The organism is Blastococcus sp. DSM 46786 (genome assembly GCF_900109665.1).
Taxonomy (GTDB): Bacteria; Actinomycetota; Actinomycetes; order Mycobacteriales; family Geodermatophilaceae; genus Blastococcus; species Blastococcus carthaginiensis.
This window is the reverse complement of sequence record NZ_FOAO01000001.1, coordinates 231,135-254,434: the sequence shown is the minus strand read 5'-3', so window position 1 is coordinate 254,434 and position 23,300 is coordinate 231,135. Positions and strand designations below refer to the sequence as shown.

Genomic DNA, 23,300 nt, shown 5'->3' with positions numbered 1-23,300 from the left:
TCGGTGACCGGCGCGCTGGGGGCGCGCTGGGGATCGATGGGTCACGAGTACGGCTGGCTCGCGTACCCCACGACCGACGGCATCTGCGGGCTGCGCGACGGCGGCTGCTTCCAGCTCTTCCAGGGCGGGGCCCTGTACTGGTCGCCGGCGACGGGGGCCCGGTTCCTGTACGGACCCATCTATGCGGCGTGGGCCGCGACCGGGTGGGAGACCGGACCGCTGGGCTACCCGGTCGAGGACCCGCGCCCGGCCGGTGGCGGGCAGTCCCAGCGGTTCCAGGGCGGCGTCCTGACGCTGGAGATCCGCACCGGGCAGGTGCGGCGTACGGCGTGACCGCGCCCGGCGGTCACGCCGTACGCAGGGCTACTCGGCCGCGTCGGAAATCGTGCAGATCACCGCGCCGCTGGTGACCGAGGCGCCGACCTCGGCCGCCAGGCCGGAGATCGTGCCCGCCTTGTGCGCGGTGATCGGCTGCTCCATCTTCATCGCCTCGAGCACGACGACGAGGTCGCCGGCCTCCACGGTCGCGCCGTCCTCGACGGCCACCTTGACGATGGTGCCCTGCATCGGCGAGGTGAGGGAGTCACCCGAGGCCGCGGAGCCACCACCGCCGCCACCGCGCTTGCGGGGCTTCGCGGCCGCGGCCGGCGCAGCGCCGCCACCGGCGGCCAGCCCGGCCGGCAGGGACACCTCCAGCCGGCGACCGCCGACCTCCACCACGACGGTCTGCCGGGGGGCGTCCTCGGCCTGCTCGGCCGGGGCGGCGCCGTGGGGCGGGACCTGGTTGTCCCACTCGGTCTCGATCCAGCGGGTGTGCACCGTGAACGGCTCGGTGGTGAAGGCCTCGTCACGGACGACGGCGCGGTGGAACGGGATCACCGTGGGCATGCCCTCGACGACCAGCTCGTCCAGCGCGCGACGGGACCGCTGCAGCGCCTCCTCGCGGGTGGCGCCGGTGACGATCAGCTTCGCCAGCATCGAGTCGAACGCCCCGGCGACCTCGCCACCGGTCTCGACGCCGGAGTCCCAGCGCACGCCGGGCCCCTGTGGGATCTCCAGCCGCTCCACCGGGCCGGGGGCCGGCATGAAGTTGCGGCCGGCGTCCTCGGCGTTGATGCGGAACTCGATGCTGTGGCCGCGGGGCTCGGGGTCCTCGGTGAACTCCAGCGGGAGGCCCTCGGCGATGCGGAACTGCTGGCGGACCAGGTCGATCCCGCTGGTCTCCTCCGAGACCGGGTGCTCGACCTGCAGCCGGGTGTTGACCTCGAGGAAGGAGATCGAGCCGTCGGTGCCCACGAGGTACTCGACGGTGCCGGCACCGTGGTAGCCGGCCTCCTTGCAGATCGCCTTGGCCGAGGAGTGGATGCGGGCCCGCTGCTCGTCGGTCAGGAACGGCGCGGGTGCCTCCTCGACGAGCTTCTGGTTGCGGCGCTGCAGCGAGCAGTCACGGGTGCCGACGACGACCACGTTGCCGTGCGTGTCGGCCAGCACCTGCGCCTCGACGTGCCGGGGCTTGTCCAGGAACCGCTCGACGAAGCACTCACCCCGGCCGAAGGCCGAGACGGCCTCGCGGACGGCGGAGTCGAACAGCTCGGGGATCTCCTCCATGGTGCGGGCCACCTTGAGCCCCCGGCCGCCGCCGCCGAACGCCGCCTTGATGGCCACCGGCAACCCGTGCTCCTCGGCGAAGGCCACCACCTCGTCGGCGCCCCCGACCGGGTCCTTGGTGCCGGGCACCAGCGGGGCGCCGGCCTTGGTGGCGATGTGCCGGGCGGCGACCTTGTCACCGAGGTCGATGATCGCCTGGGGCGAGGGGCCGATCCAGGTCAGCCCGGCGTCGAGGACCGCCTGGGCGAAGTCGGCGTTCTCCGAGAGGAACCCGTAGCCGGGGTGGATGGCGTCGGCGCCGGACTGCTTGGCCGCGTCGAGGATCTTGTCGATCACCAGGTAGGAGTCACCGGGCGTCGTGCCGCCCAGGGCGAACGCCTCGTCGGCGACGCGCACGTGCAGCGCGTCCCGGTCGGGCTCGGCGTAGACCGCCACGCTGGTCAGACCCGCGTCCTTGCACGCGCGGGCCACGCGGACCGCGATCTCGCCACGGTTGGCGATGAGAACCTTCTGCACCGGTGCTCTCCCTCTTCTGTGGGCCGGTCGAACTCTTGTCGGGTACCGCGACGGGCGCGGTCGGTGGATCGGCGGGACGCTCAGCGGCGCCAGAGGTCGGTGATGGCCAGGCCGCGCTTGCCGAGTTGGGTGCGCAGGACCGTCAGGGACAGACCCACGACGGCGGCCGGGTCGCCCTCGACCCGGCGCACGAACGGCGCGCCGAGCCCGTCGAGGGTGAACGCCCCCGCCACCGCCAGCGGCTCCCCGGTGGCGAGGTAGGCCTCCACCTCCGGCGGGGTCGGGTCGGCGAAGTAGACGACGGTGGAGGCCACGGCGATGTCGCGGCCGACGACTGCGCCGTCCCGGACGTCGAAAAGCGCCTGGCCGGTGTGCAGGACGCCCGAGCGCCCGGCCATCCGGCGCCAGCGGTCCCGGGCCTCGGCCGCGTCCGCGGGCTTGCCCTGCGGCTTGCCGCCGAACTCCAGCAGGGAGTCCGCGCCGATGACGAGGGCGTCGGTCTCCCGCTTGGCGACCGCCGCGGCCTTGGCGGCGGCCAGCAGGGCGACCTGCTCGGCCACGCGCGGGGCCGGGTACGCCGACTCGTCGACGTCGCTGACCACGACCTCGGGCGACAGCCCGGCCTGGCGGAGGAGGGACAGCCGGGCCGGTGATGCAGAGGCCAGCACGAGCCGGCGTTCCGCGGTCACGAGAACCTCCCCGCGGCCCGCCAGCCGCCGGGGCCGGCGCGGAGGGCGCTCCGGTGCGCGTCGCCGTAGGACGCCCACGCGCCGACCGGGGTGGTCCGGCGACGGGGGCGGCGCTGCGACAGCGCGGCGACGACGACGGTGAGCGCCGCGAGCTCCTCCGCCGTCGGCTCGCCCTTCACCACCCGCAGCAGCGGCGGTGAAGCAGAAGACGGGACCAGGTCCTGTCGTCCGGAGTGGAGGCCCGAAGGGTCTCCGGGATCGGACGACGCAACGGCTCCGCGCGGCTCGGGGGACGGCACCTGGCCGCGGTGCGGCCCGGAGGGTCGCGATGTCACAGCGGGATGTTCCCGTGCTTCTTGGGCGGCAGGGTCTGCCGCTTGTTGGCCAGCACCCGCAGCGCCTTGGTGACCTGGACCCGGGTGTGCGACGGCGGGATCACCGCGTCGACGTACCCGCGGTCGGCGGCGATGTAGGGGTTGGCGAGGGTGTCCTCGTACTCGGCGATGAGCTCCGCACGCTTGGCGTCGGGGTCCTCGGCCGCGGCCAACTCCTTGCGGTAGAGGATCCCGACCGCGCCCTGCGCCCCGACGACGGCGATCTGCGCCGTGGGCCAGGCGAGGTTGACGTCGGCCCCCAGGTGCTTGGAGCCCATGACGTCGTAGGCGCCGCCGTAGGCCTTGCGGGTGATCACCGTGACCTTGGGGACGGTGGCCTCCGCGTAGGCGTAGATGAGCTTGGCGCCGCGGCGGATGATGCCCTCCCACTCCTGCGACGTCCCGGGCAGGAAGCCGGGCACGTCGACGAAGGTGAGCACCGGGATGTTGAAGGCGTCGCAGGTGCGCACGAAGCGGGCGGCCTTCTCGCTGGCGTCGATGTCCAGCGTGCCGGCGAACTGGGTGGGCTGGTTGGCCACGATGCCGACCGGCCGCCCCTCGACCCGGCCGAAACCGATCAGGATGTTGGGCGCGAACAGCGGCTGCACCTCGAGGAACTCGCCGTCGTCGAGCACGTGCTCGATGACGGTGTGCATGTCGTAGGGGGTGTTCGCCGAGTCCGGGATGAACGCGTCGAGCTCGCGGTCCTCGTCGGTCAGCGCGTCCGGGAGGACGGTCTCGACCGGCGCCACCTCGACCGCCGGCAGCGGGTCGAGGTTGTTGCTCGGCAGGTAGGAGAGCAGCGCCTTCACGTAGTCGAGCGCGTCGTTCTCGTCCTCGGCCAGGTAGTGCGCGACGCCGGACTTGGTGTTGTGCGTCCGCGCGCCGCCGAGCTCCTCCAGCGTGACGTCCTCGCCGGTCACGGTCTTCACGACATCGGGGCCGGTGATGAACATCTGGCTGGTCTTGTCGACCATCACGATGAAGTCGGTGAGCGCGGGGGAGTAGACGTGCCCACCCGCGGCCGGGCCCATGACCAGCGAGATCTGCGGGATGACGCCGGAGGCGTGCACGTTGCGCTGGAAGATCTCGCCGTAGAGGCCGAGGGAGACCACGCCCTCCTGGATGCGCGCGCCGCCGCCCTCGTTGATGCCGACGACGGGGCAGCCGTTCTTGATGGCGAAGTCCTGGACCTTGACGATCTTCTCGCCGTAGACCTCACCGAGGCTGCCGCCGAACACGGTGACGTCCTGGGAGAAGATCGCCACCGGCCGGCCGTCGACGGTGCCGTACCCGGTGACGACGCCGTCGCCGAACGGGCGCTTGTCCGCCATGCCGAAGTTCGTCGACCGGTGGCGGGCGAACTCGTCGAACTCGGTGAAGGAGCCCGGGTCCAGCAGCGCCTCGATCCGCTCGCGGGCGGTCATCTTGCCGGCCGCGTGCTGCTTCTCCACCGCGCGCTCGGAGCCCGCGTGGACGGCCTCCTGCACCCGGCGCTCGAAGTCGGCGAGCTTCCCCGCGGTCGTGTGGATGTCGACGTCGTCGGGGACGTGCTCCCCGGCGTTCTCCAGTTCGGCGGCACTCACGCGTCCTCGTTCTCCTCGCTGGCGCTCGTCGGCCGCCGTGGCGGCGCTGCTGTGCTCGGGGCGTGACTCGGATGCCGGGCCACGGGTTCCGTAGCGTAGGGGAGCGGCTCGCCCCCTTTCTCCCGGAGTCCCGCCGCCGGGCGCGACGGCCACTCCAGCGCCGTCCCTGGCTACGGTCTCCCCGTGCCCGACACGTCCTCCTCGCGCTGGTCCGACCTCGACCGGCCCGCCCTCGACGCGGCCGCCCTGCAGGCGGCCCTCACCCGCGACACCGCCCTGTGGCGATCGGTCGAGGTGGTGGCGGAGGTCGGCTCCACGAACGCCGCGCTGGCCGCCGCCGCCGCGGACGGCGCCCCGGAGGGCACCGTCCTGGTGGCCGAGCACCAGGTCACCGGCCGCGGCCGCCTCGACCGGGTGTGGACGTCGCCGCCGCGGGCCGGGCTGACCGTCTCCTTCCTCCTGCGCCCCGACGTGCCCGCCGCCCGTCGTGGCTGGCTGCCGCTGCTCACCGGGGTGGCGCTGGCCGAGTCGGTGCGGGAGGTCGCCGGTGTGCTCGCGACCGTGAAGTGGCCCAACGACCTGCTGGCCCGGGACGGGCGCAAGCTCGCCGGCATCCTCGCCGAGTCGGTCGGCGGGGCCGGTGGGCAGCCCGGGGTCGTCGTCGGCGTGGGCCTCAACGTCTCGACCACCGCGGCCGAGCTGCCGGGCACGGGTACGTCGCTGTCGGTCGTCACCGGCGGGACCGTGGACCGCGCCCCGGTCCTGCTCGCCTTCCTGCGCGCGGTCGAGCGGCGTTACCGCGGCTGGGTGGCGGCCCTGGGTGACCCCGTCGTCTCCGGGCTGGCCCGGGACTACCTGTCGTGGTCGTCGACGGTCGGCAGCACGGTCGAGGTGACGATGCCGGACGGGTCGGCGCTCGTCGGCACCGCGCGGGCGATCGACTGGGACGGCCGGCTGGTCCTGGACACCGCCGAGGGTCAGGTCGAGTTCGCCAGCGGCGACGTCCGGCACGTGCGTCGCGCCCGATCCGGCACAGAGGGGGCGGGTGGGGCGGACGGGACCGACACGCCCCCGGGCCACCGTCCGTGACCCCGTCCTCGCTCCGGCCCGCGGCTAGCGTCCGCGCTCGTCCACGTGACGGAGTTCCCCGGAGGCGGCGACCATGGCCGGTGCGCATCAGGTGCTCCGCGGCGAGATCCGCGGGCTGACGGGGCTGCGGCTGATCGCGGCCGTCTGGGTCGTGGCGCACCACTTCTGGCTGTTCTCCCCGGACCGGGACGTGCTCGCCCATCTCGACCCCCTGCGGCCGCTGCTGGCGAGCGGCTGGCTCGGGGTCGACCTCTTCTTCGTGCTCAGCGGCTTCGTCCTCGCGCACAACTACGTCGCCGTCCTCGGGAACCGGTTCCGGGGCCGGGCCGCGGTCGACTTCTACCGGGCACGGATCAGCCGGATCTGGCCCACGTGGATGGTCGTCCTGGGGGCGGTCCTCGTGGGCGGGCACGTGCAGCAGGCGCTGGTCGGCGCCGCGGAGGGGAGCGCCGCGGAGGGGCTGGACGCCGTGACGCTGCTGCGCCAGGTCCTGCTCGTCCAGGTGTGGGACCGGCCCGACTACTCCGCCACCGGCCCGGTGGGCCCGGGCTGGTCGCTGAGCGCGGAGTGGCTGGCGTACCTGGCCTTCCCGCTCCTGGCGCTGCTCCTGCACCGGGTGCGGTCGCGGCGGCCGGTGGTGCCGGCGGCGCTCGCGGTCGCGGCGCTGGTGCCCTTCGCCGCCACCTGCCTGGTCCTCGGCACGCACGACTGGGCCTGGAGCTGGCTGCTGCGGCTGACCGGTGCCTTCCTCGCCGGCTCACTGGTCGCGCTGGCCGTCGCCCGGGTCGACCGGGGCGCCGCGGTGGAGCGCGCCGCCGGGCGCACCGCCGCGGCGGTGCTCGCCCTCCTGCCCGTGGCCCTCTGGTGGGCCGGCGCCGCGGGGCAGGACCGCGCCGGCGCCGTCGCCCTGCTGTTCCCGGTGCTCGTGGGGGCGCTCGCCCTCACCGACGCCGGCCCGGCCAGGCTGCTCTCGACCCCGCTCGTCGTCCTGGGCGGCCGGATCTCCTTCGCCCTCTACCTGGTGCACATGGCGGTGTTCGAGACGCTCTGGACCCTCGCCGGCGCCGGATCCGCCTCGGCGGCCGGCGTGCTGCTGCAGCTGGGCGCGCCCTTCCTGGCGGCCTGGGTGCTGTGGCGGTTCGTCGAGGAGCCCGCCCGGCGCCGGTTGCGCGGGGCGCCCGCCCGCCGGTCCGCGGTGCCCGTCCCCGTGGCGGTCCCGGAGCCCCGGGCCGCCGCCGCGGACGCGCCGGTCACGTCGATGGCCTGACCCCGGGCCGGTTCGACGGCATCCTGGTGGGGTGCCGTACCCCGACAAGCTGCTCGCCGACGACGAAGAGGTCGTGGGCCACCTGCACCCGCACTGGCTGACCCTCGTCCGGCCGGTGCTCCTGTTCCTCCTCGTCGTCGGGGGCGCGTCGTTCGGCGCCGCCCTGGTGCCCCCGGGGCGTCAGCAGGGGATCTACCGGCTGGTGATCCTGGGCCTCGCCGTCCTGCTGCTGCTGTTCCTCGTCGTCGTGCCCCTGCTGCGCTGGCGGACGACGCACTACGTGGTGACCACGCACCGGCTGCTGTTCCGCGCCGGGATCCTGGCCCGCCGCGGCCGCGACCTCGGGCTGTCCCGGATCACCGATGTCTCGTACACCCAGACGCTGTGGGAGCGGGTCGTCAACTCCGGCACGCTCACCATCGAGACCGCCGGCGACGGCGGGCCGACGGTGCTGCACCAGATCCCCGACAGCGACCGGGTGCAGCAGCTGCTCAACGTCATGGTCGAGGAGGACGCCGAACGGCGGGCCCGCGAGAGCGCCGGGTACATCCGCGGCGACGAGGACTGGCCCCCGCGGGACGGCTGGCGCTCCACCGAGGTGCTCTGACCGGGCGACCGGATGTGACGGGGCCGTCACGGCGCGCCTCGGCGGTTCTGTCGGACCCCCTCCCTAGCTTCTGCGGTCATGCGGCTCCTCCACACCTCCGACTGGCACATCGGCCGCACCCTGCACGGCACCGACCTGCTCGCCGAGCAGGAGGAGGTGCTGAGCGGCCTGGCGGCCGTGGTCAGCCGCGAGCGGGTCGACGTCGTCGTCGTCGCCGGTGACGTCTACGACCGGGCAGTGCCCTCCGCCGATGCCACGGCGGTGCTGGACAGGGTGGTCGGCCGGCTGCTGGGCACCGGCGCGCGCGTCGTGCTCACACCCGGCAACCACGACTCGGCCCGGCGGCTCGGCACCTTCTCCGGGCTGCTGAGCGCGGCCGGGCTGCACGTGCGCGCGGCCACCGCGCGGCTGGACGAGCCGGTCCTGCTGGCCGACGAGCACGGCGAGGTGGCCCTCTACGGCATCCCGTACCTGGAGCCCGAGGTGGCCCGGCACGAGCTCGGCGTCCCCGGCGCCCGCGGGCACGAAGCGGTGCTGCGGGAGGCGATGGACCGGGTGCGGGCCGATCTCTTCCTCCGACCCGGGGCGCGCTCGGTGGTGCTCGCGCACGCCTTCGTCGGCGGCGGGGTGGCCAGCGAGAGCGAGCGGGACATCTGCGTCGGCGGCGTCGACCTGGTGCCGGGCGCGGTGTTCGACGGCGTCGACTACGTGGCGCTCGGGCACCTGCACCGCCCCCAGACCTTGAGCCCGCGGATGCGCTACAGCGGCTCGCCGCTGGCCTACTCCTTCGGCGAGGCCGGTCAGCAGAAGCAGGCCTGGCTGGTCGAGCTCGACGCCGCCGGGCTCGCCGGCGTGCGCGCGGTCCCGCTGCCCACCCCGCGGCCGCTGAGCGTGCTGACCGGCACGCTGGAGGAGCTGCTCGCCGACCCGGCTCACGAGGCGGCGGAGCAGCACTTCGTCTCCGCCCGGCTCACCGACCCGGCGCGGCCGGCCGACCCCATGCGCCGGTTGCAGGCCCGGTTCCCGCACTGCGTGCACCTGGACTGGACGGGTGCGGGGGCGTCGGCCGGCAGCGGCAGCTACCAGGAGCGGATGCGGGGGCGCAGCGCCCTCGAGATCGCCGGGGAGTTCGTCAGCGCCGTGCGCGGCGTCCCCGCCAGCGCGGCCGAGCGGGAGCTGCTGGCCCGGGCGCTCGGCGCCGCCGACCGCGAGGAGGCAGCACGATGAGGCTGCACCGGCTGTCCCTGACGGCGTTCGGCCCCTTCGCCGGCACCGTCGAGGTCGACCTCGACGAGGTCGGCCGGGACGGGCTCTTCCTGCTCTGGGGGCCGACGGGCGCGGGCAAGACCACGCTGCTGGACGGGGTGGTCTTCGCCCTCTACGGCCGCGTCCCCGGCGCCCGCGGCGAGGAGAAGCGGCTGCGCAGCGACCACGCCGACGCCGCCACCCGCACCGAGGTCAGCTGCGAGCTCACCCTCGGCGACGAGCGGCTGCGCGTGGTCCGCCGGCCGGAGCAGCAGCGGCCGAAGAAGCGCGGTGAGGGCTGGGCGACCGAGCAGGCCAAGCTGGTGGTCTCCCGGCTCACCGACGGCGGGTGGGAGCCGGTCAGCACGCGCATCGACGAGGGCTCCGAGCACCTGCGCACGCGGCTGGGGCTCGACGTGCACCAGTTCTGCCAGGTCGTCCTGCTCCCGCAGGGTGACTTCGCGCGGTTCCTGCGGGCCGAGCCGGAGCACCGCACCGAGCTGCTCCGCACGCTCTTCGACGTCGACCGGTACGCCCGCGCGGAAGAGTGGCTGGCCGACGAGCGGACGGCGGTCCGCGCGGGCACGGAGGACGCCCGCCACCAGTTGGCCAACCTGCTCGACCGCGTCGCCCACGCCGCCGACGTCGAGGTGCCCGAGGAGCTGGCCCCCGAGCTCGTGGGCGCGGGGGCCGGCGGTGGCGTGCTGCGCTGGGTGGCAGAGGTCCGGGCGGCCGCGGGAGCGCGGCTCGCCTCGGCCACCGCGCGGGCCGAGGCGGCTGCCGCGGAGGTGGCCACCGCCGACGCCGAGCTGGCCGAGGCCCGCGCGCTGGCCGCACGGCACACCCGGCGGGACCAGGCGCTGGCGGAGCTCGTCGACCTCGAGCAGCGCGCGCGGGCGCTCGAACCCCTGCGGGCCGAGCGCGACACCGGTCGCCGGGCCGAACCGCTGCGCGACGTGCTGGACGCCGCACACGCGGCCGGGCGGGCGGCCGAGGGCGCCGCGGCAGGCCTCGCCGGTGCCGTTGCGGCGTGGCAGCCGGTCGCCGAGGGCCACCCGGCCGACGGCGTGGTGGCGCGCGAGCTGCGCGACCGGGCCGCCGAGGCGCGGGCGCTGCTGCCCGAGGTGGACCGCGCGCGGGCGCTGGAGCGGTCCGTCGCCGCGCTCGCCCGGCAGGTCCGCGAGCTGACCGGGCGGTGCCGAGCGGGGGAGCAGGCCGCCGCCGCCCTCCCGGAGCTGCTCGCCGCGCAGGAGCAGGAGGCGGCCCGCGCGCGGGCGGCTGCCGCAGAGCTGCCGGGTCTGCGCGCGTCGCTGGAGTCCGCGGAGGCGGCCCTCGTCGCCGGCCGGGCGGCGGCCGAGCTGGACGCGATGCTGGGCGTGCTCCGCGAGGACACCGCCCGGGCGCGGGATGCCCGGGCCGACGCCCGGGAGCGGTGGCTGGACCTGCGCGCCCGGCGGCTGGACGGCATGGCCGCCGAGCTCGCCGCCGGGCTCACCGACGGTGCCGACTGCCCGGTCTGCGGCGCCGTCGAGCACCCGCGCCCCGCCGCACCGGGTGGCGAGCGGGTCACGGCCGCCGACGAGGACGCCGCACGCGCGCTCGCCGATGCGGCGGAGGCGGCGCTCACCGCGGCGACCGGCCGGCTGGAGGCCGCGGAGCGCGAGCTCGCCGGCCTGCGGGCGCGCGCCGGCGAGCTGCCGCCGCAGCAGCAGGCGGCCCGCGTCGCCGAGCTGACCGCGGCCGTGCGCACCGCGACCGACCTGGCCGCAGGGCTCGCCCCGGCCGAAGCCCGCGTGCGCGAGCTGGTCGGCGAGCGGGAGGAGGCGGCCGCCCGCCTCGGCGCAGACCGCGAGGAGCTGCGTGCCCGGACCGCCGAGCACGATGCGCTGACCACCGGCCTCGCGGAGCTGACCGCCCGGCTGGCCGCGGCCCGGGGCGACGACGCCGACCTGGCCGCCCGGATCACCCGGCTGTCGGCCGCCGCGGAGGCGTGCGAAGCGGTCGTCGTCGCCGAGGTCGAGGATCTGCGCGCCCGCGCCGAGGCGGACGCGGCCCGCCGGTCGGCGGAGGAACGGGCCGGGGCCGCCGGGTTCGACGACGTCCGCGCAGCGGAGTCGGCGCTGGCCGGCCCCGGCCGCCTGGCCCAGCTGGACCGGCAGCTCGACGGGCACGACCAGCGCGTGGTCGTCCTGCGCGCCCAGCTGGCCGACCCGGAGCTCGCCGACCTCCCCGCGCGCCCCGACCTGGCCGCGCTCGAGCACCGCTGCGCCGGCGGCACCCGCCGGCGGGAGGAGGCGGTGGCCGAGCTGGAGCAGGCGCGCCGCTGCACCAGATCCCTGGAGGACCTGGTGAGGCGGGTGAGCGCGGCCGAGCTCACGCTCGCCGAGCTGCGCGCCTGGAGCGACCAGGTCACCGCGCTGGCCGACCTGACCCACGGCCGGGGGGCGAACGCACGCCGGATGCGGCTGCAGTCGTTCGTGCTGGCCGCGCGCCTGGAGCAGGTCGCCGAGGTGGCCAGCCGGCGGCTGCTGGACATGTCGGGCGGCCGCTACACGTTCCTGCACAGCGACGCGCAGGGCCGGCACGGCGCTCGTGGTGGCCTGGGGCTGGACGTGTTCGACGAGTACACCGGGGTCCGCCGGCCCACCAAGACCCTCTCGGGCGGGGAGAGCTTCATGGCCTCGCTCGCGCTGGCGCTGGGGCTCGCCGACGTGGTCACCGCGGAGACCGGCGGCGTCCGCATCGACACCCTGTTCGTGGACGAGGGGTTCGGCACGCTGGACGCGCAGGCGCTGGACGCGGTGATGACGGTGCTGGACGAGCTGCGCCGCGGCGGCCGCACGGTCGGGGTCATCAGCCACCTGGAGGAGCTGCGCACCCGCATCCCCACGAGGCTCGAGGTCGTCGCCGGGCGGAACGGCTCCAGGCTGGCCGGCTGACCGGCTGTCAGCCGGCCGGTGGCGCGAAGGTGCTGTCCTCCAGGCGGCGGATGCGCTCTTCGTAGGCGGAGAGCGTGGACAGGCGCGCACGCACCCGGGCGTGCTCCTCGCGCACGACCTCGACCAGCGACCGCGCCTCCGGCAGGTCCTGCCCGTCGGTCTGCACGACGACCGGCCGCGCCTGGCGCTCCAGCCGCTGCTCCAGGGCCGCGGCCTGCGGGGCCAGCCGTGAGATCTGATGGGCGTTCCAGGTGCTCTGCTCGTCGAGCCGACGCAGGCGTTCCTCCCCGGCGTGGGCCACCTGGTCGAGCCGGTCGACGCGTTCGGAGACGTTCTTCAGGTCGATCGCCGCGGCGAGCCGGTCGATCCGCGCGGTCAGCTCGTCCAGCCGGCGGGCGAGGTCGTCCTCCCGCGCGACGACCGGTCGCACGGCGTCGTCGACGCGGGCCTGGACGGCCCGGGCGAGCCGCGCCTTGATGCGCTGCGGCAGCGGCAGCCTCATCGCTGTTCTCCTCGGCAGATCGTGGTCCGGTCAAGCCCAGACACGGGCCCGCCCCTCGTCCAGCCACCTGCGGAGCAGGGTGGCCTCCTCGCTGAGCCGGTGCTCGGGGGTGATGGTGGTCGTGCTGCCTGCCGCGTGTGACCAGCTGGTCTGCACGGGGTCGTCGACGAAGGAGTAGCCCGCCAGCTCGAGGCGGGCGTCCGGGAAGGCATCGCGGGCCCACCAGGCGGCCATGGTCCCGGTCGTCGACCAGACGCCGTCGCGACGGCTGTCGAGACCGAGCTCGGCGGACAGTCGCAGGGTCAGATCCTGGTTGGACAGGTGGACCTGCCCCAGATCGGTCGGCCACCAGTCGGGGAGCGCCTCGCGTTCCCAGTGCAGCCGGCCCGGTTCCACCAGCAGGTAGAGCCGGTCCTGGTAGTCCTCGAAGAACCAGCGCGTGGCCACCAGCCCGCGGTGGAAGAAGACGGTGTCCACCCGGCGGCCGTAGGTCGGCGGCTCGCCGGGCTCGTCCAGCCGGAAGCTGTTGACCCGGATCACCAGATCGCAGGAGTCCACGGCGTCGGCGCGCTCGGCCGACGGCGCCAGCGGCTTGTTGCCGAGCACGGCGATCGAGCGGACGCGCCGTTCGCGGGCATACGTGCGCACCAGCTCCCGCACGTCGTTGCGGCGTCGCTCGTCCGCTGTCTCGCCCATGGTCCTCCTGCCGGTTCCGGCCGATCGTAGAACGCCGTTCCGGTGACCCCGGGGAGCGCGAGGCGCCCACCCGGAGGCCATGGTGCTCGTGCGACGGGAGGGCGCCCGTGTGCCGCACGCGCCGGCGTCGCCGCTCCCGGGCGACCGGTCGCGGACGGTCCACTACCGTGGGTCGCATGTCGGCGCCTGCCCCGAAGATGACCATCGGAGCCCGTGAGATCGGGCCCGGGCACCGTCCCCTGGTCATCGCCGAGCTCGGGATCAACCACGACGGTGACCTGCACCGGATGCACCGGATGATCGACGACGCAGCCGACGCGGGGGTCGAGTGCGTGAAGTTCCAGTCGCACGTCGTCGAGGACGAGATGATCCCCAACGACGTCGTCCCCGGGAACGCCGACGAGTCGATCTACACGATGATGCAGCGCTGCGCGCTCTCCGCCGCGGAGGAGAAGGACGTCTTCGCGCACGCGCACGACCGCGGCATGCTCGCGCTCTCCACCCCGTTCAGCCGCGCCGCCGCCGACCGGCTGGCGGAGATGGACGTTCCGGCGTTCAAGATCGGCTCGGGGGAGTGCAACAACTACCCGCTGGTGCGGCACATCGCGTCGTTCGGCAAGCCGGTGCTCCTGAGCACGGGGATGAACGACGTCTCCACCATCCGCCCGTCGGTGGAGCTGCTCCGCGCCTCCGGCGTGCCCTTCGCGCTGATGCACTGCACGAGCCTCTACCCGACGCCGCCCGCCCAGGTGCGCCTCGGTGGGATCGCGGAACTGCAGGAGGCCTTCCCCGACGCGGCGCTCGGCCTCTCCGACCACACCACGTCGATCTACGCCTGCCTGGGCGCGGTCGCGGTCGGCGCCGACGTGCTCGAGCGGCACTTCACGTCCGACATGGCCTGGCCGGGGCCGGACATCCCGATCTCCAGCCTCCCGGCCGACTTCAGCCGGCTCATCGAAGGTGCCGACACCCTCGCCCTGGCCCGCGGCGGGCGCAAGGAGATCCTCCCCGAGGAGCAGCCGACGATCGACTTCGCCTACGCCTGCGTCGTGACCATCGCGCCGGTCGCGGCGGGCGAGCGGTTCGACGTCGACAACGTGTGGGTCAAGCGGCCCGGCACCGGTGAGCTGAAGGCGGTCGACTACGACCGCGTCCTCGGGCGCGTCGCCACCCGCGACATGCCCTCCGACGTGCAGCTGTCCTGGGGAGACGTGTCCGACGGATGACCGAGCCGGCCCCTGCCCGCCGGATCATCGGGATCACCGGCACGCGCGCCGATTTCGGCAAGATGCGCGACGTCTTCCTCGGCCTGCAGGAGGCGCCCGACGTCGAGTTCTCCCTCGTCGTCACCGGCATGCACCTGCTGCACCGCTACGGCTACACCGTGCGGGAGATCGAGCGCGCCGGGCTGCGGCACGTCCACCACGTCCCCAACCAGGTGGAGGACGAGCCGATGGCCCTGGTCCTCGCCAACAGCCTCAACTCCATCGCCCGGCTGCTGCTCGCCGAGTCCGCCGACATGGTGCTCGTGCACGGCGACCGCGTGGAGGCGCTGGCCGGCGGGCTGGCCGGCAGCCTCACCAACACGCGGGTCGCCCACGTGGAAGGCGGAGAGGTGTCCGGGACGATCGACGACTCCATCCGGCACTCGCTGACCAAGCAGGCGCACGTCCACTTCGTCGCCAACGAGCAAGCCTGCGCCCGGGTGCTGCAGCTGGGGGAGGACGAGGACCGCATCTTCGTCGTGGGCAGTCCGGAAGCCGACGCGCTCGCCGTCGCCGCGGCCAGCCCGCTGGGACCGGTGCGCGCGCGGTACGCGACGCCCGACCCGCCGTACGGGATCATCGCCATGCACCCCGTCACGACGGAGGCCGGCACCAACCGCCGGCAGGCCGAGGAACTCGTCGACGCCGTGCTGGAGCTGGGGGGCTCCTGGGTGGTCATCGATCCCAACAACGACGAGGGCACGCCGGACATCCGGGCTGCGCTGGAGCGCCTGGACGGGCGACCGGGCATCGTGCGGTTGCCGTCGATGCGCTTCGCCGCGTACCTGACCCTGCTCCGGCACGCCGAGGTGATCATCGGCAACTCCAGCAGCGGGGTGCGCGAGGCCCCGGTGCTCGGGACCCCCGCCGTGGACGTCGGATCGCGGCAGAACGGGAGGTCCCCGGCGACCTCGGTCCAGCACGTCGAGGCGCGGGCCGGGGAGATCGCGGCCGCCGTCCGCCGGGCCAGGTCGCAGGGCCGGACCCCGGCGGAAGAGCACTTCGGCTCGGTGGGGGCCGCGGGGCGCATCGTGTCGCTGCTGCGCGACGACGCGGTGTGGGGGCTGCCGCTGCAGAAGCGGTTCGTCGACCGCTGAACCGCGCTCAGGCCTCGCCGAGGTCGCGCGCCGCCCGCCGGACCCGCTCGAGATCGTCCCGGGTGTCGACGTCGATGCTCCGCTCGGCGGGCATCGGGATCGCTGCCACGTCGGGGACGATGACGGCGTCCGCGGCGCGCATGGCGCCCAGGGCGGTGGCGTAGACGGCGCCGTTGATCCGCAGCGCCTCGGGCAGCTCCTGCCGGGGGGCCTCCAGGTCCGGCCAGGTCCGGACCGGGCGGGCGGAGCCGTCCGGTGCGACCAGCAGCTGCTTGTAGGGGTGGTGCTCGGCGGGGGTCACGGTGAGGGTCGTGCGCACGTCGCCCAGCGCGTGCCGCTCGAGGACGGCGCGGACGTCGCCGGACGTCCGCAGCGGGGACGTCGGCTGCAGGAGGACGACCGTCGCGTCGTCGGGCAGATCGAGTGCCCGCGCCACGTGCAGCAACGCGGACACCGTCCGGCTGCTGCCGGTCGACAGCTCCACCGGCCGCCGGACGACCGTCGCCCCCAGCCGCTCGGCCTCGGCGGCGATGTCCGGCCCGTCGGTGCTGACGACGACCTGCTCGATGCCGGCCTCCCGCGCGCTGCGGACGGCGCGTGCCACCAGGGACGAGCCCCCGACGGTCATGAGGTTCTTCCCCGGCAGACCCCGGGAACCGGCCCGGGCCGGGACGACCGCGACGGTCCGGCGGTCGGGCGCCGACCCGGTCACCGGACCTCCTCGGCGACCGGCGGCCGAGCGGGGGTCGGCGAGGACTCGGCCACGAAGACCCACCGCCGGTACGCGAGGAAGCGAACCACCGTGCCGAGCGCGATGGAGAACAGGTTGGCGCCCTGCAGCACCAGGGCGCCCTCCTGCCCGAGCGGGTAGCGGACGAAGCCGATGACGGCCAGGCCCAGCAGCAGCGCCGCGGCGTTCACCAGGAGGAACAGGGCGTACTCCCGCCGCAGGCCGGTGCGGGCGCGGTCGGAGAAGGACCAGAACCGGTGCCCGACGAAAGCGAGCGACATCGAGACGAGACTCGCCAGCAGCTTCGACGTCACCGCCCCGAGCCCCACCTGGGCGTAGAGCAGCTGGAACAGGCCGACGTCGACCAGGAAGCACACCGCGCCGACGACGCCGAAGGCGCCGAGCTCGCGCACCAGCCGGCCAGGGCCGTCGCGCACGAGCCGGCGCAGCTGCGCGAGGGGGGCCACGCCCGCATCCTACGGAGGATCCGGCACGGCGATCGGGGCGTGCAGAGCTCCCGGCTAGCCTTCGGGGCACCATGTCTGCCGCCCTGCACCCGCACACCGGCCTGCCCGTCGTCGCCATGGTCGGCGGCGGCCAGCTCGCCCGCATGACGCACCAGGCCGCCGTCGCGCTCGGGCAGTCGCTGCGGGTGCTGGCCGCCAACCCCGAGGAGTCCGCGGCCCTCGTGGCGGCGGATGTCCGGTACGGCGACCACCGCGACCTGGGTGACCTGCGGGTGCTGGCCGACGGCGCCACGGTGGTCACCTTCGACCACGAGCACGTGCCCACCGAGCACCTGCGCACGCTGGTCGAGGAGGGCACCCGCGTCGCCCCCGGCCCGGAGGCGCTCGTCCACGCGCAGGACAAGCTGGTGCTGCGCCGCGCGCTCGCGGGGGCGGGGGAGCCGCAGCCGGCCTGGGCGGAGGTCCGCTCCGCCGCCGACGTCGCCGCCTTCGCCGAGGCGCACGGCTGGCCCGTGGTGCTCAAGACCCCGCGCGGCGGGTACGACGGCAAGGGCGTGTTCGTCGTCGGAGACGCGGGAGCCGCCGCCGAGATGCTGGAGCGGCACGGCACCCTGCTGGCCGAGCAGCGGGTGGCCATGGTGCGCGAGCTGTCGGCGCAGGTCGCGCGGTCGCCGTTCGGCCAGGTCGCGGTGTGGTCGGTGGTCGAGACGGTGCAGCGCGACGGCGTCTGCGCCGAGGTGTACGCGCCCGCCCCCGGGCTCTCCGACGAGCTGGCCACCGCGGCCCAGGAGCTGGCGGTGCGGATCGCCGACCGGCTCGGCGTCGTGGGCATGCTCGCCGTCGAGCTCTTCCAGACCGCCGACGGGGTGCTGGTCAACGAGCTGGCGATGCGGCCGCACAACTCCGGGCACTGGAGCATCGAGGGCGCGCGCACCAGTCAGTTCGAGCAGCACCTGCGCGCCGTCCTCGACTACCCGCTGGGCTCCACGGAGATGGTCGCCCCGGTCGTGGTGATGGCCAACGTGCTCGGCGGTGCGGCCGCGGAGGAAGACTGGTCCGGACCTGCGCTGGACGAGCGGATCCACCACTTCATGGCGCACTGGCCCGACGTGAAGCTGCACTGGTACGGCAAGACCCAGCGCCCGGGGCGCAAGCTCGGCCACGTGACCGCCCTCGGCACCGACCTCGCCGAGGTGCGGGCGCGGGCGGTCGCCGCCGCCCGCTACCTGGCCGACGGGGTTGTGGACCCCGCTTTCGCCTTCGCGCACGACCCCGAGCACTGAGGAGCAGGGCATGAGCGACCCGGTCGTCGGCATCGTCATGGGCAGCGACTCCGACTGGCCCACGATGCAGCCCGCCGCCGAGGCGCTGGCGGAGTTCGGCGTCGCCTGGGAGGCCCACGTCCTCTCCGCGCACCGCACACCCCGCCGGATGCTCGACTACGCCGAGGCCGCCGCCGGCCGCGGGCTGCGGGTGATCGTCGCCGGCGCCGGCGGGGCCGCCCACCTCCCGGGCATGGTCGCTGCGGCCACGCCGCTGCCGGTGATCGGCGTGCCGCGCCCGCTGGACCGGCTCGACGGGCTGGACAGCCTGCTCTCGATCGTGCAGATGCCCGCCGGCGTGCCTGTGGCCACCGTGGGCATCGGCGGCGGCCGCAACGCCGGGCTGCTCGCGGTGCGCATCCTCGCCGCCGGCGACGCGGAGCTGCGGAGCCGGGTCGAGCGGTTCCAGGCCGAGCTCGCCGACAGCGTCGTCGCCCGGGACCTCACCCTCCAGGAGCGTCTCGCTACCGGCGGGTAGTCGGACGTCCTACGATCGAACCCGTGGGTACGAACAGCGGGCTGTACGCGTTGACCGAGGAGCACGAGGCGATCCGGGCGGCGGTGCGCGACATCGCCGAGCGGGAGATCGCTCCGTACGCCGCGGAGGTGGACGCCGAATCGCGCTACCCGATCGAGGCGCAGAAGGCGCTGACCGCGGCGGGCTTCCACGCCACCCACATCCCCGAGGCCTACGGCGGTGAGGGTGCCGACGCGCTCGCGACCTGCATCGTGATCGAGGAGGTGGCCCGCGTCGACATGAGCGCCTCGCTGATCCCGGCGGTCAACAAGCTCGGCTCGATGCCGGTGATCCTCTCCGCGTCCGAGGACCTAAAGCAGAAGGTGCTCGCGCCCATCGCCGCCGGCGAGGCGATGATCAGCTACGGACTCTCGGAGCGCGAGGCGGGCTCCGACGCCGCCGCCATGAAGACCCGCGCCCGCCTCGAGGGCGACAGTTGGGTGCTGAACGGCACCAAGGCCTGGATCACGAACTCCGGTGTCTCCGAGTGGTACACGGTCATGGCCGTCACCGACCCGGGGAAGGGTGCCAACGGCATCTCCGCCTTCGCGGTGCACCGCGACGACCCGGGCTTCGCCGTGGGGCCCAAGGAGCGGAAGATGGGGATCAAGGGCTCGCCCACCCGCGAGCTCTACTTCACCGACTGCACCATCCCGGCCGATCGGATCATCGGCGCGCCGGGCACCGGCTTCAAGACCGCGCTGCGCACCCTGGACTTCACCCGGCCCACCATCGGCGCCCAAGCGGTCGGCGTCGCGCAGGGGGCGCTGGACGCCTCCGTGGCCTACGTCAAGGAGCGCAAGCAGTTCGGCAAGGCCGTCAGCGAGTTCCAGGGCGTGCAGTTCGTGCTGGCCGACATGGAGATGAAGATCCAGGCGGCCCGCCACCTGGTCTACGTCGCCGCGGCCGCGGGTGAGCAGGGCCGGTCCGACGTGACCCGGGTCTCGGCATCGGCCAAGGCGTTCGCCTCCGATGTCGCGATGCAGGTGACCACCGATGCCGTCCAGTTGTTCGGCGGGGCCGGCTACACCCAGGACTTCCCGGTCGAGCGCATGATGCGCGACGCGAAGATCACCCAGATCTACGAGGGCACCAACCAGGTGCAGCGCATGGTGATCGCCCGCAGCCTGCTGCGCTGACCCACCTCCTGCCGGACGCCGGCGCGCGGCGTGTCCACCGGCGCGTGAGCGCGCCGGCCGGGGAGCCCAGCGGACGGGCTGCGTGCCTGTGCCCGATGACGCTCCGTCGAAGCCGTGTCCTCCCGCAGAGTGTTCGCCCGGTGACGTAACGTGCCAGCGCGGCCAGGTTGCGGATCCGACCCTCCGGGCCGCTGGCGAGGGCCGGCGATCGAGCGCCGGCCGGATCGTCGCTCGTCCTGGGAGTGTGGATGTCCTCGTCCGTGAAGATCGTGCGCTGGGCCGCGTTGGTGGCCCTGGCCGCCGCCGTGGTCGTCGGCGTGGCGTTCGCCGCCCGTTCGGTGGGCGGCTCCGACGCCTCGGACGCTCAGCCCGCCGGCACCCCCGCGGCCGGTGCCCCGGCCACCCCGGAGGACGCCTCGGGGGGCGAGCAGGAACCGGCGGACACCGGCGGGCCGGCCGACGCGGGCGGCTCCGCCGACGCCGACGCCGACGGGGAGACGTCGCAGGCCCCGGCCTCGACCAGCGCCCCGCGTCCCGTCGGGGATCCCGTCGAGGTCCTCGTACGGCAGACCTACTCCGGCTGGGACGCCGACTCCTCGGCGATCGTCGTCGGCGCGGTGGTGGCCGGCGTGATCGAGTCCGGTGGCACCTGCACCCTGACGGTGGCGCAGGGGCTCGCCGAGCACACCGCCTCGTCCAAGGGCTCCGCAGATGCGAGCACCACGACCTGCGGGCGGATGTCGATCCCCGGCGGGGAGTTGGACGCGGGGGAGTGGACCGCGATGGTCAGCTATGAATCGCCCGCGGCCAACGGCGAGTCGCAGTGGTTCTCGGTGGTGGTCCCGTGACCCGCACCCGTCCGATGCGTGCCGTCCTGCTGGCGGTGGGCCTCGCTGCGATGCTGACGATGCTGCTCGTCGGCGCCGAGCGGGAGACCCCTCCCGAGGGCTTCACGAACGCCGCGGACCTCGGCCGCTTCAACCCGGCCAACATCATCTCCGACGGGGTCTTCTACGACACGTCATCGATGGACGTCGCCGAGATCCAGGCGTTCCTCGATCTGAAGGGGCGCAACTGCACGGCGGGTGACCTCTGCCTGAGCCGGTACGGGATGGCGACGTACACCCGGTCGGCGGACAGCAGGTGCCCGCGCACCTACACCGGCGCCGGCTGGGAGAGCGCTGCCTCGATCATCTCCAAGGTCGCCTCCGCCTGCGGCGTCAACCCGCAGGTGCTGCTGGTGACGCTGCAGAAGGAGATGGGCCTGGTGACGGCGAGCAGCCCCACCACCAAGTCCTACAGCCGCGCCATGGGTTACGGCTGCCCGGACAACACCGGCGGAACGTGCGACGCCACCTACAACGGCTTCTACAACCAGGTCTACATGGCGGCCCGGCAGTTCAAGAACTATCAGGCGAACCCGACCAGGTACGGCTACGTAGCGCACATGAACAACTACATCGCCTACTACCCGAACAAGCCCAGCTGCGGTGGCCGGACCATCTACATCGAGAACCAGGCGACCGCCGGCCTCTACAACTACACCCCCTACGTGCCGAACCAGGCGTCTCTGAACGCCGGGTACGGGACGGGCGACACCTGCTCGTCCTACGGCAACCGGAACTTCTACAGCTACTTCACCGACTGGTTCGGCTCGACCCAGCACAGCGGTGGGGCGTCGGTCGCCGAGAAGTACCTGGCCATGGGTGGTGCGAGCAGCTACCTGGGCGCCCCGACCGGGGACGTCACCTGCACGGCCAGGGACGGCGGGTGCCTGCAGCCCTACCAGGGGGGTGCCATCTACTGGTCCCAGGCCAGCGGTGCCCACGCCGTCCGCGGCGGGATCTACGCCAAGTGGGCCGAGCTCGGGTACGAGTACAGCCTGCTCGGGTTCCCGACCAGCGACGAGGTCGCGTTGCCCGGTGGCTACTTCTCCCTCTTCCAGGGTGGGGCGATCTACTGGTCGCCGGCGACCGGCGCGCACTTCATCCGCGGTGGCATCTACGAGAAGTGGGCCAAACAGGGGTACGAGACGGGCTGGCTGGGCTATCCGACCGGCGACGAGACGAAGGTCCCCGGCGGGTATGTGAGCAGCTTCCAGGGCGGTGCCATCTACTGGTCGGCAGCGACGGGCGCCTGGTCGGTCCGCGGCCACGTCTACGAGGCCTGGGCCCGCCAGGGCTACGAGGGCGGCCCGATGGGCTTCCCGGTCAGTGACGTCCGGAGCCTGTCATCCGGTGAGTTCAGCGTCTTCCAGGGTGGGGCGATCTACTGGTCGCCGTCCGGTGGAGGACATGCGCTGCGTGGTCCCATCTACACGGCGTGGGCCCGCTCCGGCTACGAGACCGGTGCCCTGGGGATGCCCATCGGTGCCCGGACGTCCATCACCGGGGGCGCCTACCAGGAGTTCGCCGGCGGATCGATCTACGAGTCCGCCGCGCACGGTGCGCGGATCGTCACCGACCCGTTCCGGGAGAAGTGGCTGGCCGCAGGTGGTACGACCGGCGTCCTGGGCTTCCCCGCCTCGGACGTGGGGCGCACGCGGACGGGGTCCTTCCAGGTCTTCGCCGGTGGTGCCGTGTACACCTCCTCGACCACGGGACCGCAGATCATCCGCGGTGCGGTGTACGACCTCTGGGCGCGGCAGGGCTACGAGACCGGCCGCCTCGGCTACCCGATCACAGACGTCCAGGCCGTGGCCGGCGGCGAGCAGAGCGACTTCCAGGGCGGCAGCATCTACGTCTCCCGGTCGACCGGCGCCCGCTGGCTGGGGACGGACCTGGCCGCAGGCCTGGCTGCCCGAGGTGGGCCGGGTGGCCCGCTCGGCTTCCCGACGACGGACGAGTTCACCACTGCGACGGGCGGCCGGGCGGCCCACCTCCAGCGGGGCAACCTCTACTGGTCGGCGGGTACGGGCCTGCACAACGTGTCGGGCCCCACCTACACGGCCTGGGCCGCGCAGGGCTACGAGAACGGGCCGCTCGGATACCCGACCGCGGATGCCACGGCGGCGTCGGGCGGGACCGGGACGGTCACCACGTTCCAGCGCGGCTCGATCTACTGGTCGGAGGGGACCGGTGCGCACAGCGTGCCCGCGGTGCTCGACCAGGCCTGGGCCCGCTGGGGCGGCGCGGCAGGTGATCTGGGGCTGCCCACGGTCGACGCGTTCCGCACCTCGGCCGGGGGCGGCGGCCTCGTCCAGCACTTCCAGCGGGGCTCGATCTACCAGTCGGCCGCCACCGGTGCGCGCGTCGTCCGCGGGCCCATCTTCGGTGCCTGGGCCGCCACCGGCTACGAGTACGGCTTCCTCGGTCTCCCGGTCAGCGATGAGACGGCGTTGACTGGCGGCGCGATGTCGCTGTTCCAGGGCGGTGGCATCTACTGGTCGCCGGCCGGTGGGGCGCACGCCATCCGAGGCCGCTTCTACGACACGTGGGCCGCGAACGGCTACGAGGGCGGTGCGCTGGGCTACCCGACCTCGGACGAGTACGCGGTCTCGGGTGGGCGTCGGATGGACTTCGAGGGGGGCACCATCGAGGTGACGAACGCCGGCCGGGCGATCGTCACGTTGCGGTAAGCTCGCAGCCTGTCGGGCGGACCCACGGCACCGGGCGCACGCGCCCCCCGGGCGCGTCATGGCCGACG

The 23,300-nt window shown here is 74.2% G+C and carries 20 protein-coding genes and 1 pseudogene; 13 read left to right on the top strand and 8 right to left on the bottom strand.

The window, feature by feature from the left end:
- Positions 1-333 (top strand): annotated as a pseudogene (locus BMW62_RS01220) (sugar dehydrogenase); the annotation flags it as partial.
- Positions 334-363: 30 nt separating this feature from the next.
- On the opposite strand, the gene BMW62_RS01215 reads toward BMW62_RS01220, so the two are convergent.
- From BMW62_RS01215 to BMW62_RS01200, 4 genes are all read right to left on the bottom strand, one after another.
- Complete coding sequence (locus tag BMW62_RS01215; RefSeq protein ID WP_091928998.1) at positions 364-2,124, bottom strand: acetyl/propionyl/methylcrotonyl-CoA carboxylase subunit alpha; 1,761 nt, start codon at positions 2,122-2,124, stop codon at positions 364-366.
- A gap of 80 nt (positions 2,125-2,204) precedes the next feature.
- The gene (locus tag BMW62_RS01210) at positions 2,205-2,813 is read right to left on the bottom strand and encodes a Maf family protein (protein ID WP_091928997.1); all 609 of its coding nucleotides are present in this window, start codon (positions 2,811-2,813) and stop codon (positions 2,205-2,207) included.
- Complete coding sequence (locus tag BMW62_RS01205) at positions 2,810-2,995, bottom strand: acyl-CoA carboxylase subunit epsilon (protein ID WP_280138590.1); 186 nt, start codon at positions 2,993-2,995, stop codon at positions 2,810-2,812. The genes BMW62_RS01210 and BMW62_RS01205 overlap by 4 nt, the downstream gene beginning before the upstream one ends.
- A gap of 149 nt (positions 2,996-3,144) precedes the next feature.
- Entirely contained in the window at positions 3,145-4,773 is a 1,629-nt protein-coding gene (locus BMW62_RS01200; RefSeq protein WP_091928996.1) for an acyl-CoA carboxylase subunit beta, read from the bottom strand.
- A 183-nt stretch (positions 4,774-4,956) separates the two neighbouring features.
- On the opposite strand from BMW62_RS01200, the gene BMW62_RS01195 reads away from it, so the two are divergent.
- The 5 genes from BMW62_RS01195 to BMW62_RS01175 all read left to right on the top strand — a co-directional run bounded on the left by BMW62_RS01195 (position 4,957) and on the right by BMW62_RS01175 (position 11,920).
- Positions 4,957-5,862, top strand: coding sequence for a biotin--[acetyl-CoA-carboxylase] ligase (locus BMW62_RS01195; RefSeq protein ID WP_091928995.1), 906 nt, complete (start codon positions 4,957-4,959; stop codon positions 5,860-5,862).
- A 73-nt stretch (positions 5,863-5,935) separates the two neighbouring features.
- Complete coding sequence (locus BMW62_RS01190) at positions 5,936-7,129, top strand: acyltransferase family protein (RefSeq protein WP_091928994.1); 1,194 nt, start codon at positions 5,936-5,938, stop codon at positions 7,127-7,129.
- A gap of 31 nt (positions 7,130-7,160) precedes the next feature.
- Positions 7,161-7,736 (top strand): PH domain-containing protein, encoded by a 576-nt coding sequence (locus tag BMW62_RS01185; protein ID WP_091928993.1) that lies wholly within the window; start codon positions 7,161-7,163, stop codon positions 7,734-7,736.
- Positions 7,737-7,814: 78 nt separating this feature from the next.
- On the top strand, positions 7,815-8,963 hold the full coding sequence (locus BMW62_RS01180; protein ID WP_091928992.1) for an exonuclease SbcCD subunit D: 1,149 nt from the start codon (positions 7,815-7,817) through the stop codon (positions 8,961-8,963).
- Entirely contained in the window at positions 8,960-11,920 is a 2,961-nt protein-coding gene (locus BMW62_RS01175; protein ID WP_091928991.1) for an AAA family ATPase, read from the top strand. Before BMW62_RS01180 ends, BMW62_RS01175 begins: the two co-directional genes overlap by 4 nt.
- 7 nt (positions 11,921-11,927) lie before the next feature.
- Here the strand turns inward: BMW62_RS01175 and BMW62_RS01170 are convergent, their stop codons facing one another.
- Together BMW62_RS01170 and BMW62_RS01165 are read right to left on the bottom strand one after the other, a co-directional pair.
- The gene (locus tag BMW62_RS01170; RefSeq protein WP_091928990.1) at positions 11,928-12,422 is read right to left on the bottom strand and encodes a hypothetical protein; all 495 of its coding nucleotides are present in this window, start codon (positions 12,420-12,422) and stop codon (positions 11,928-11,930) included.
- Between the two features lie 30 nt (positions 12,423-12,452).
- The gene (locus BMW62_RS01165) at positions 12,453-13,118 is read right to left on the bottom strand and encodes a hypothetical protein (protein ID WP_211434924.1); all 666 of its coding nucleotides are present in this window, start codon (positions 13,116-13,118) and stop codon (positions 12,453-12,455) included.
- Positions 13,119-13,294: 176 nt separating this feature from the next.
- Between BMW62_RS01165 and BMW62_RS01160 the strand changes: the two genes are divergently transcribed.
- Complete coding sequence (locus BMW62_RS01160) at positions 13,295-14,344, top strand: N-acetylneuraminate synthase family protein (protein WP_244523765.1); 1,050 nt, start codon at positions 13,295-13,297, stop codon at positions 14,342-14,344.
- On the top strand, positions 14,341-15,480 hold the full coding sequence (neuC, locus tag BMW62_RS01155) for a UDP-N-acetylglucosamine 2-epimerase (RefSeq protein WP_091928989.1): 1,140 nt from the start codon (positions 14,341-14,343) through the stop codon (positions 15,478-15,480). The genes BMW62_RS01160 and neuC overlap by 4 nt, the downstream gene beginning before the upstream one ends.
- Positions 15,481-15,487: 7 nt before the next feature.
- Here neuC and BMW62_RS01150 read toward each other — a convergent pair whose 3' ends face one another.
- Positions 15,488-16,192, bottom strand: a complete 705-nt coding sequence (locus BMW62_RS01150) for an acylneuraminate cytidylyltransferase family protein (protein ID WP_170852160.1) — start codon at positions 16,190-16,192, stop codon at positions 15,488-15,490.
- Complete coding sequence (locus tag BMW62_RS01145; RefSeq protein WP_244523764.1) at positions 16,189-16,677, bottom strand: GtrA family protein; 489 nt, start codon at positions 16,675-16,677, stop codon at positions 16,189-16,191. The genes BMW62_RS01150 and BMW62_RS01145 overlap by 4 nt, the downstream gene beginning before the upstream one ends.
- Positions 16,678-16,748: 71 nt before the next feature.
- Here BMW62_RS01145 and BMW62_RS01140 point away from each other — a divergent pair, with 71 nt between their 5' ends.
- From BMW62_RS01140 to BMW62_RS01120, 5 genes are all read left to right on the top strand, one after another.
- A complete protein-coding gene (locus BMW62_RS01140) occupies positions 16,749-17,960 on the top strand; it encodes a 5-(carboxyamino)imidazole ribonucleotide synthase (protein WP_211434923.1) in 1,212 nt (403 codons plus the stop codon).
- Between the two features lie 10 nt (positions 17,961-17,970).
- Positions 17,971-18,477: a 5-(carboxyamino)imidazole ribonucleotide mutase gene (gene purE / locus BMW62_RS01135; protein WP_091928987.1), complete on the top strand. Its 507-nt coding sequence runs from the start codon at positions 17,971-17,973 to the stop codon at positions 18,475-18,477.
- 23 nt (positions 18,478-18,500) lie between these two features.
- Positions 18,501-19,655, top strand: a complete 1,155-nt coding sequence (locus BMW62_RS01130) for an acyl-CoA dehydrogenase family protein (protein ID WP_091928986.1) — start codon at positions 18,501-18,503, stop codon at positions 19,653-19,655.
- A gap of 248 nt (positions 19,656-19,903) precedes the next feature.
- Positions 19,904-20,503, top strand: coding sequence for a hypothetical protein (locus BMW62_RS01125; protein ID WP_139206154.1), 600 nt, complete (start codon positions 19,904-19,906; stop codon positions 20,501-20,503).
- A complete protein-coding gene (locus BMW62_RS01120) occupies positions 20,500-23,232 on the top strand; it encodes a hypothetical protein (protein ID WP_091928984.1) in 2,733 nt (910 codons plus the stop codon). The genes BMW62_RS01125 and BMW62_RS01120 overlap by 4 nt, the downstream gene beginning before the upstream one ends.
- The last annotated feature ends 68 nt before the right edge of the window (positions 23,233-23,300 follow it).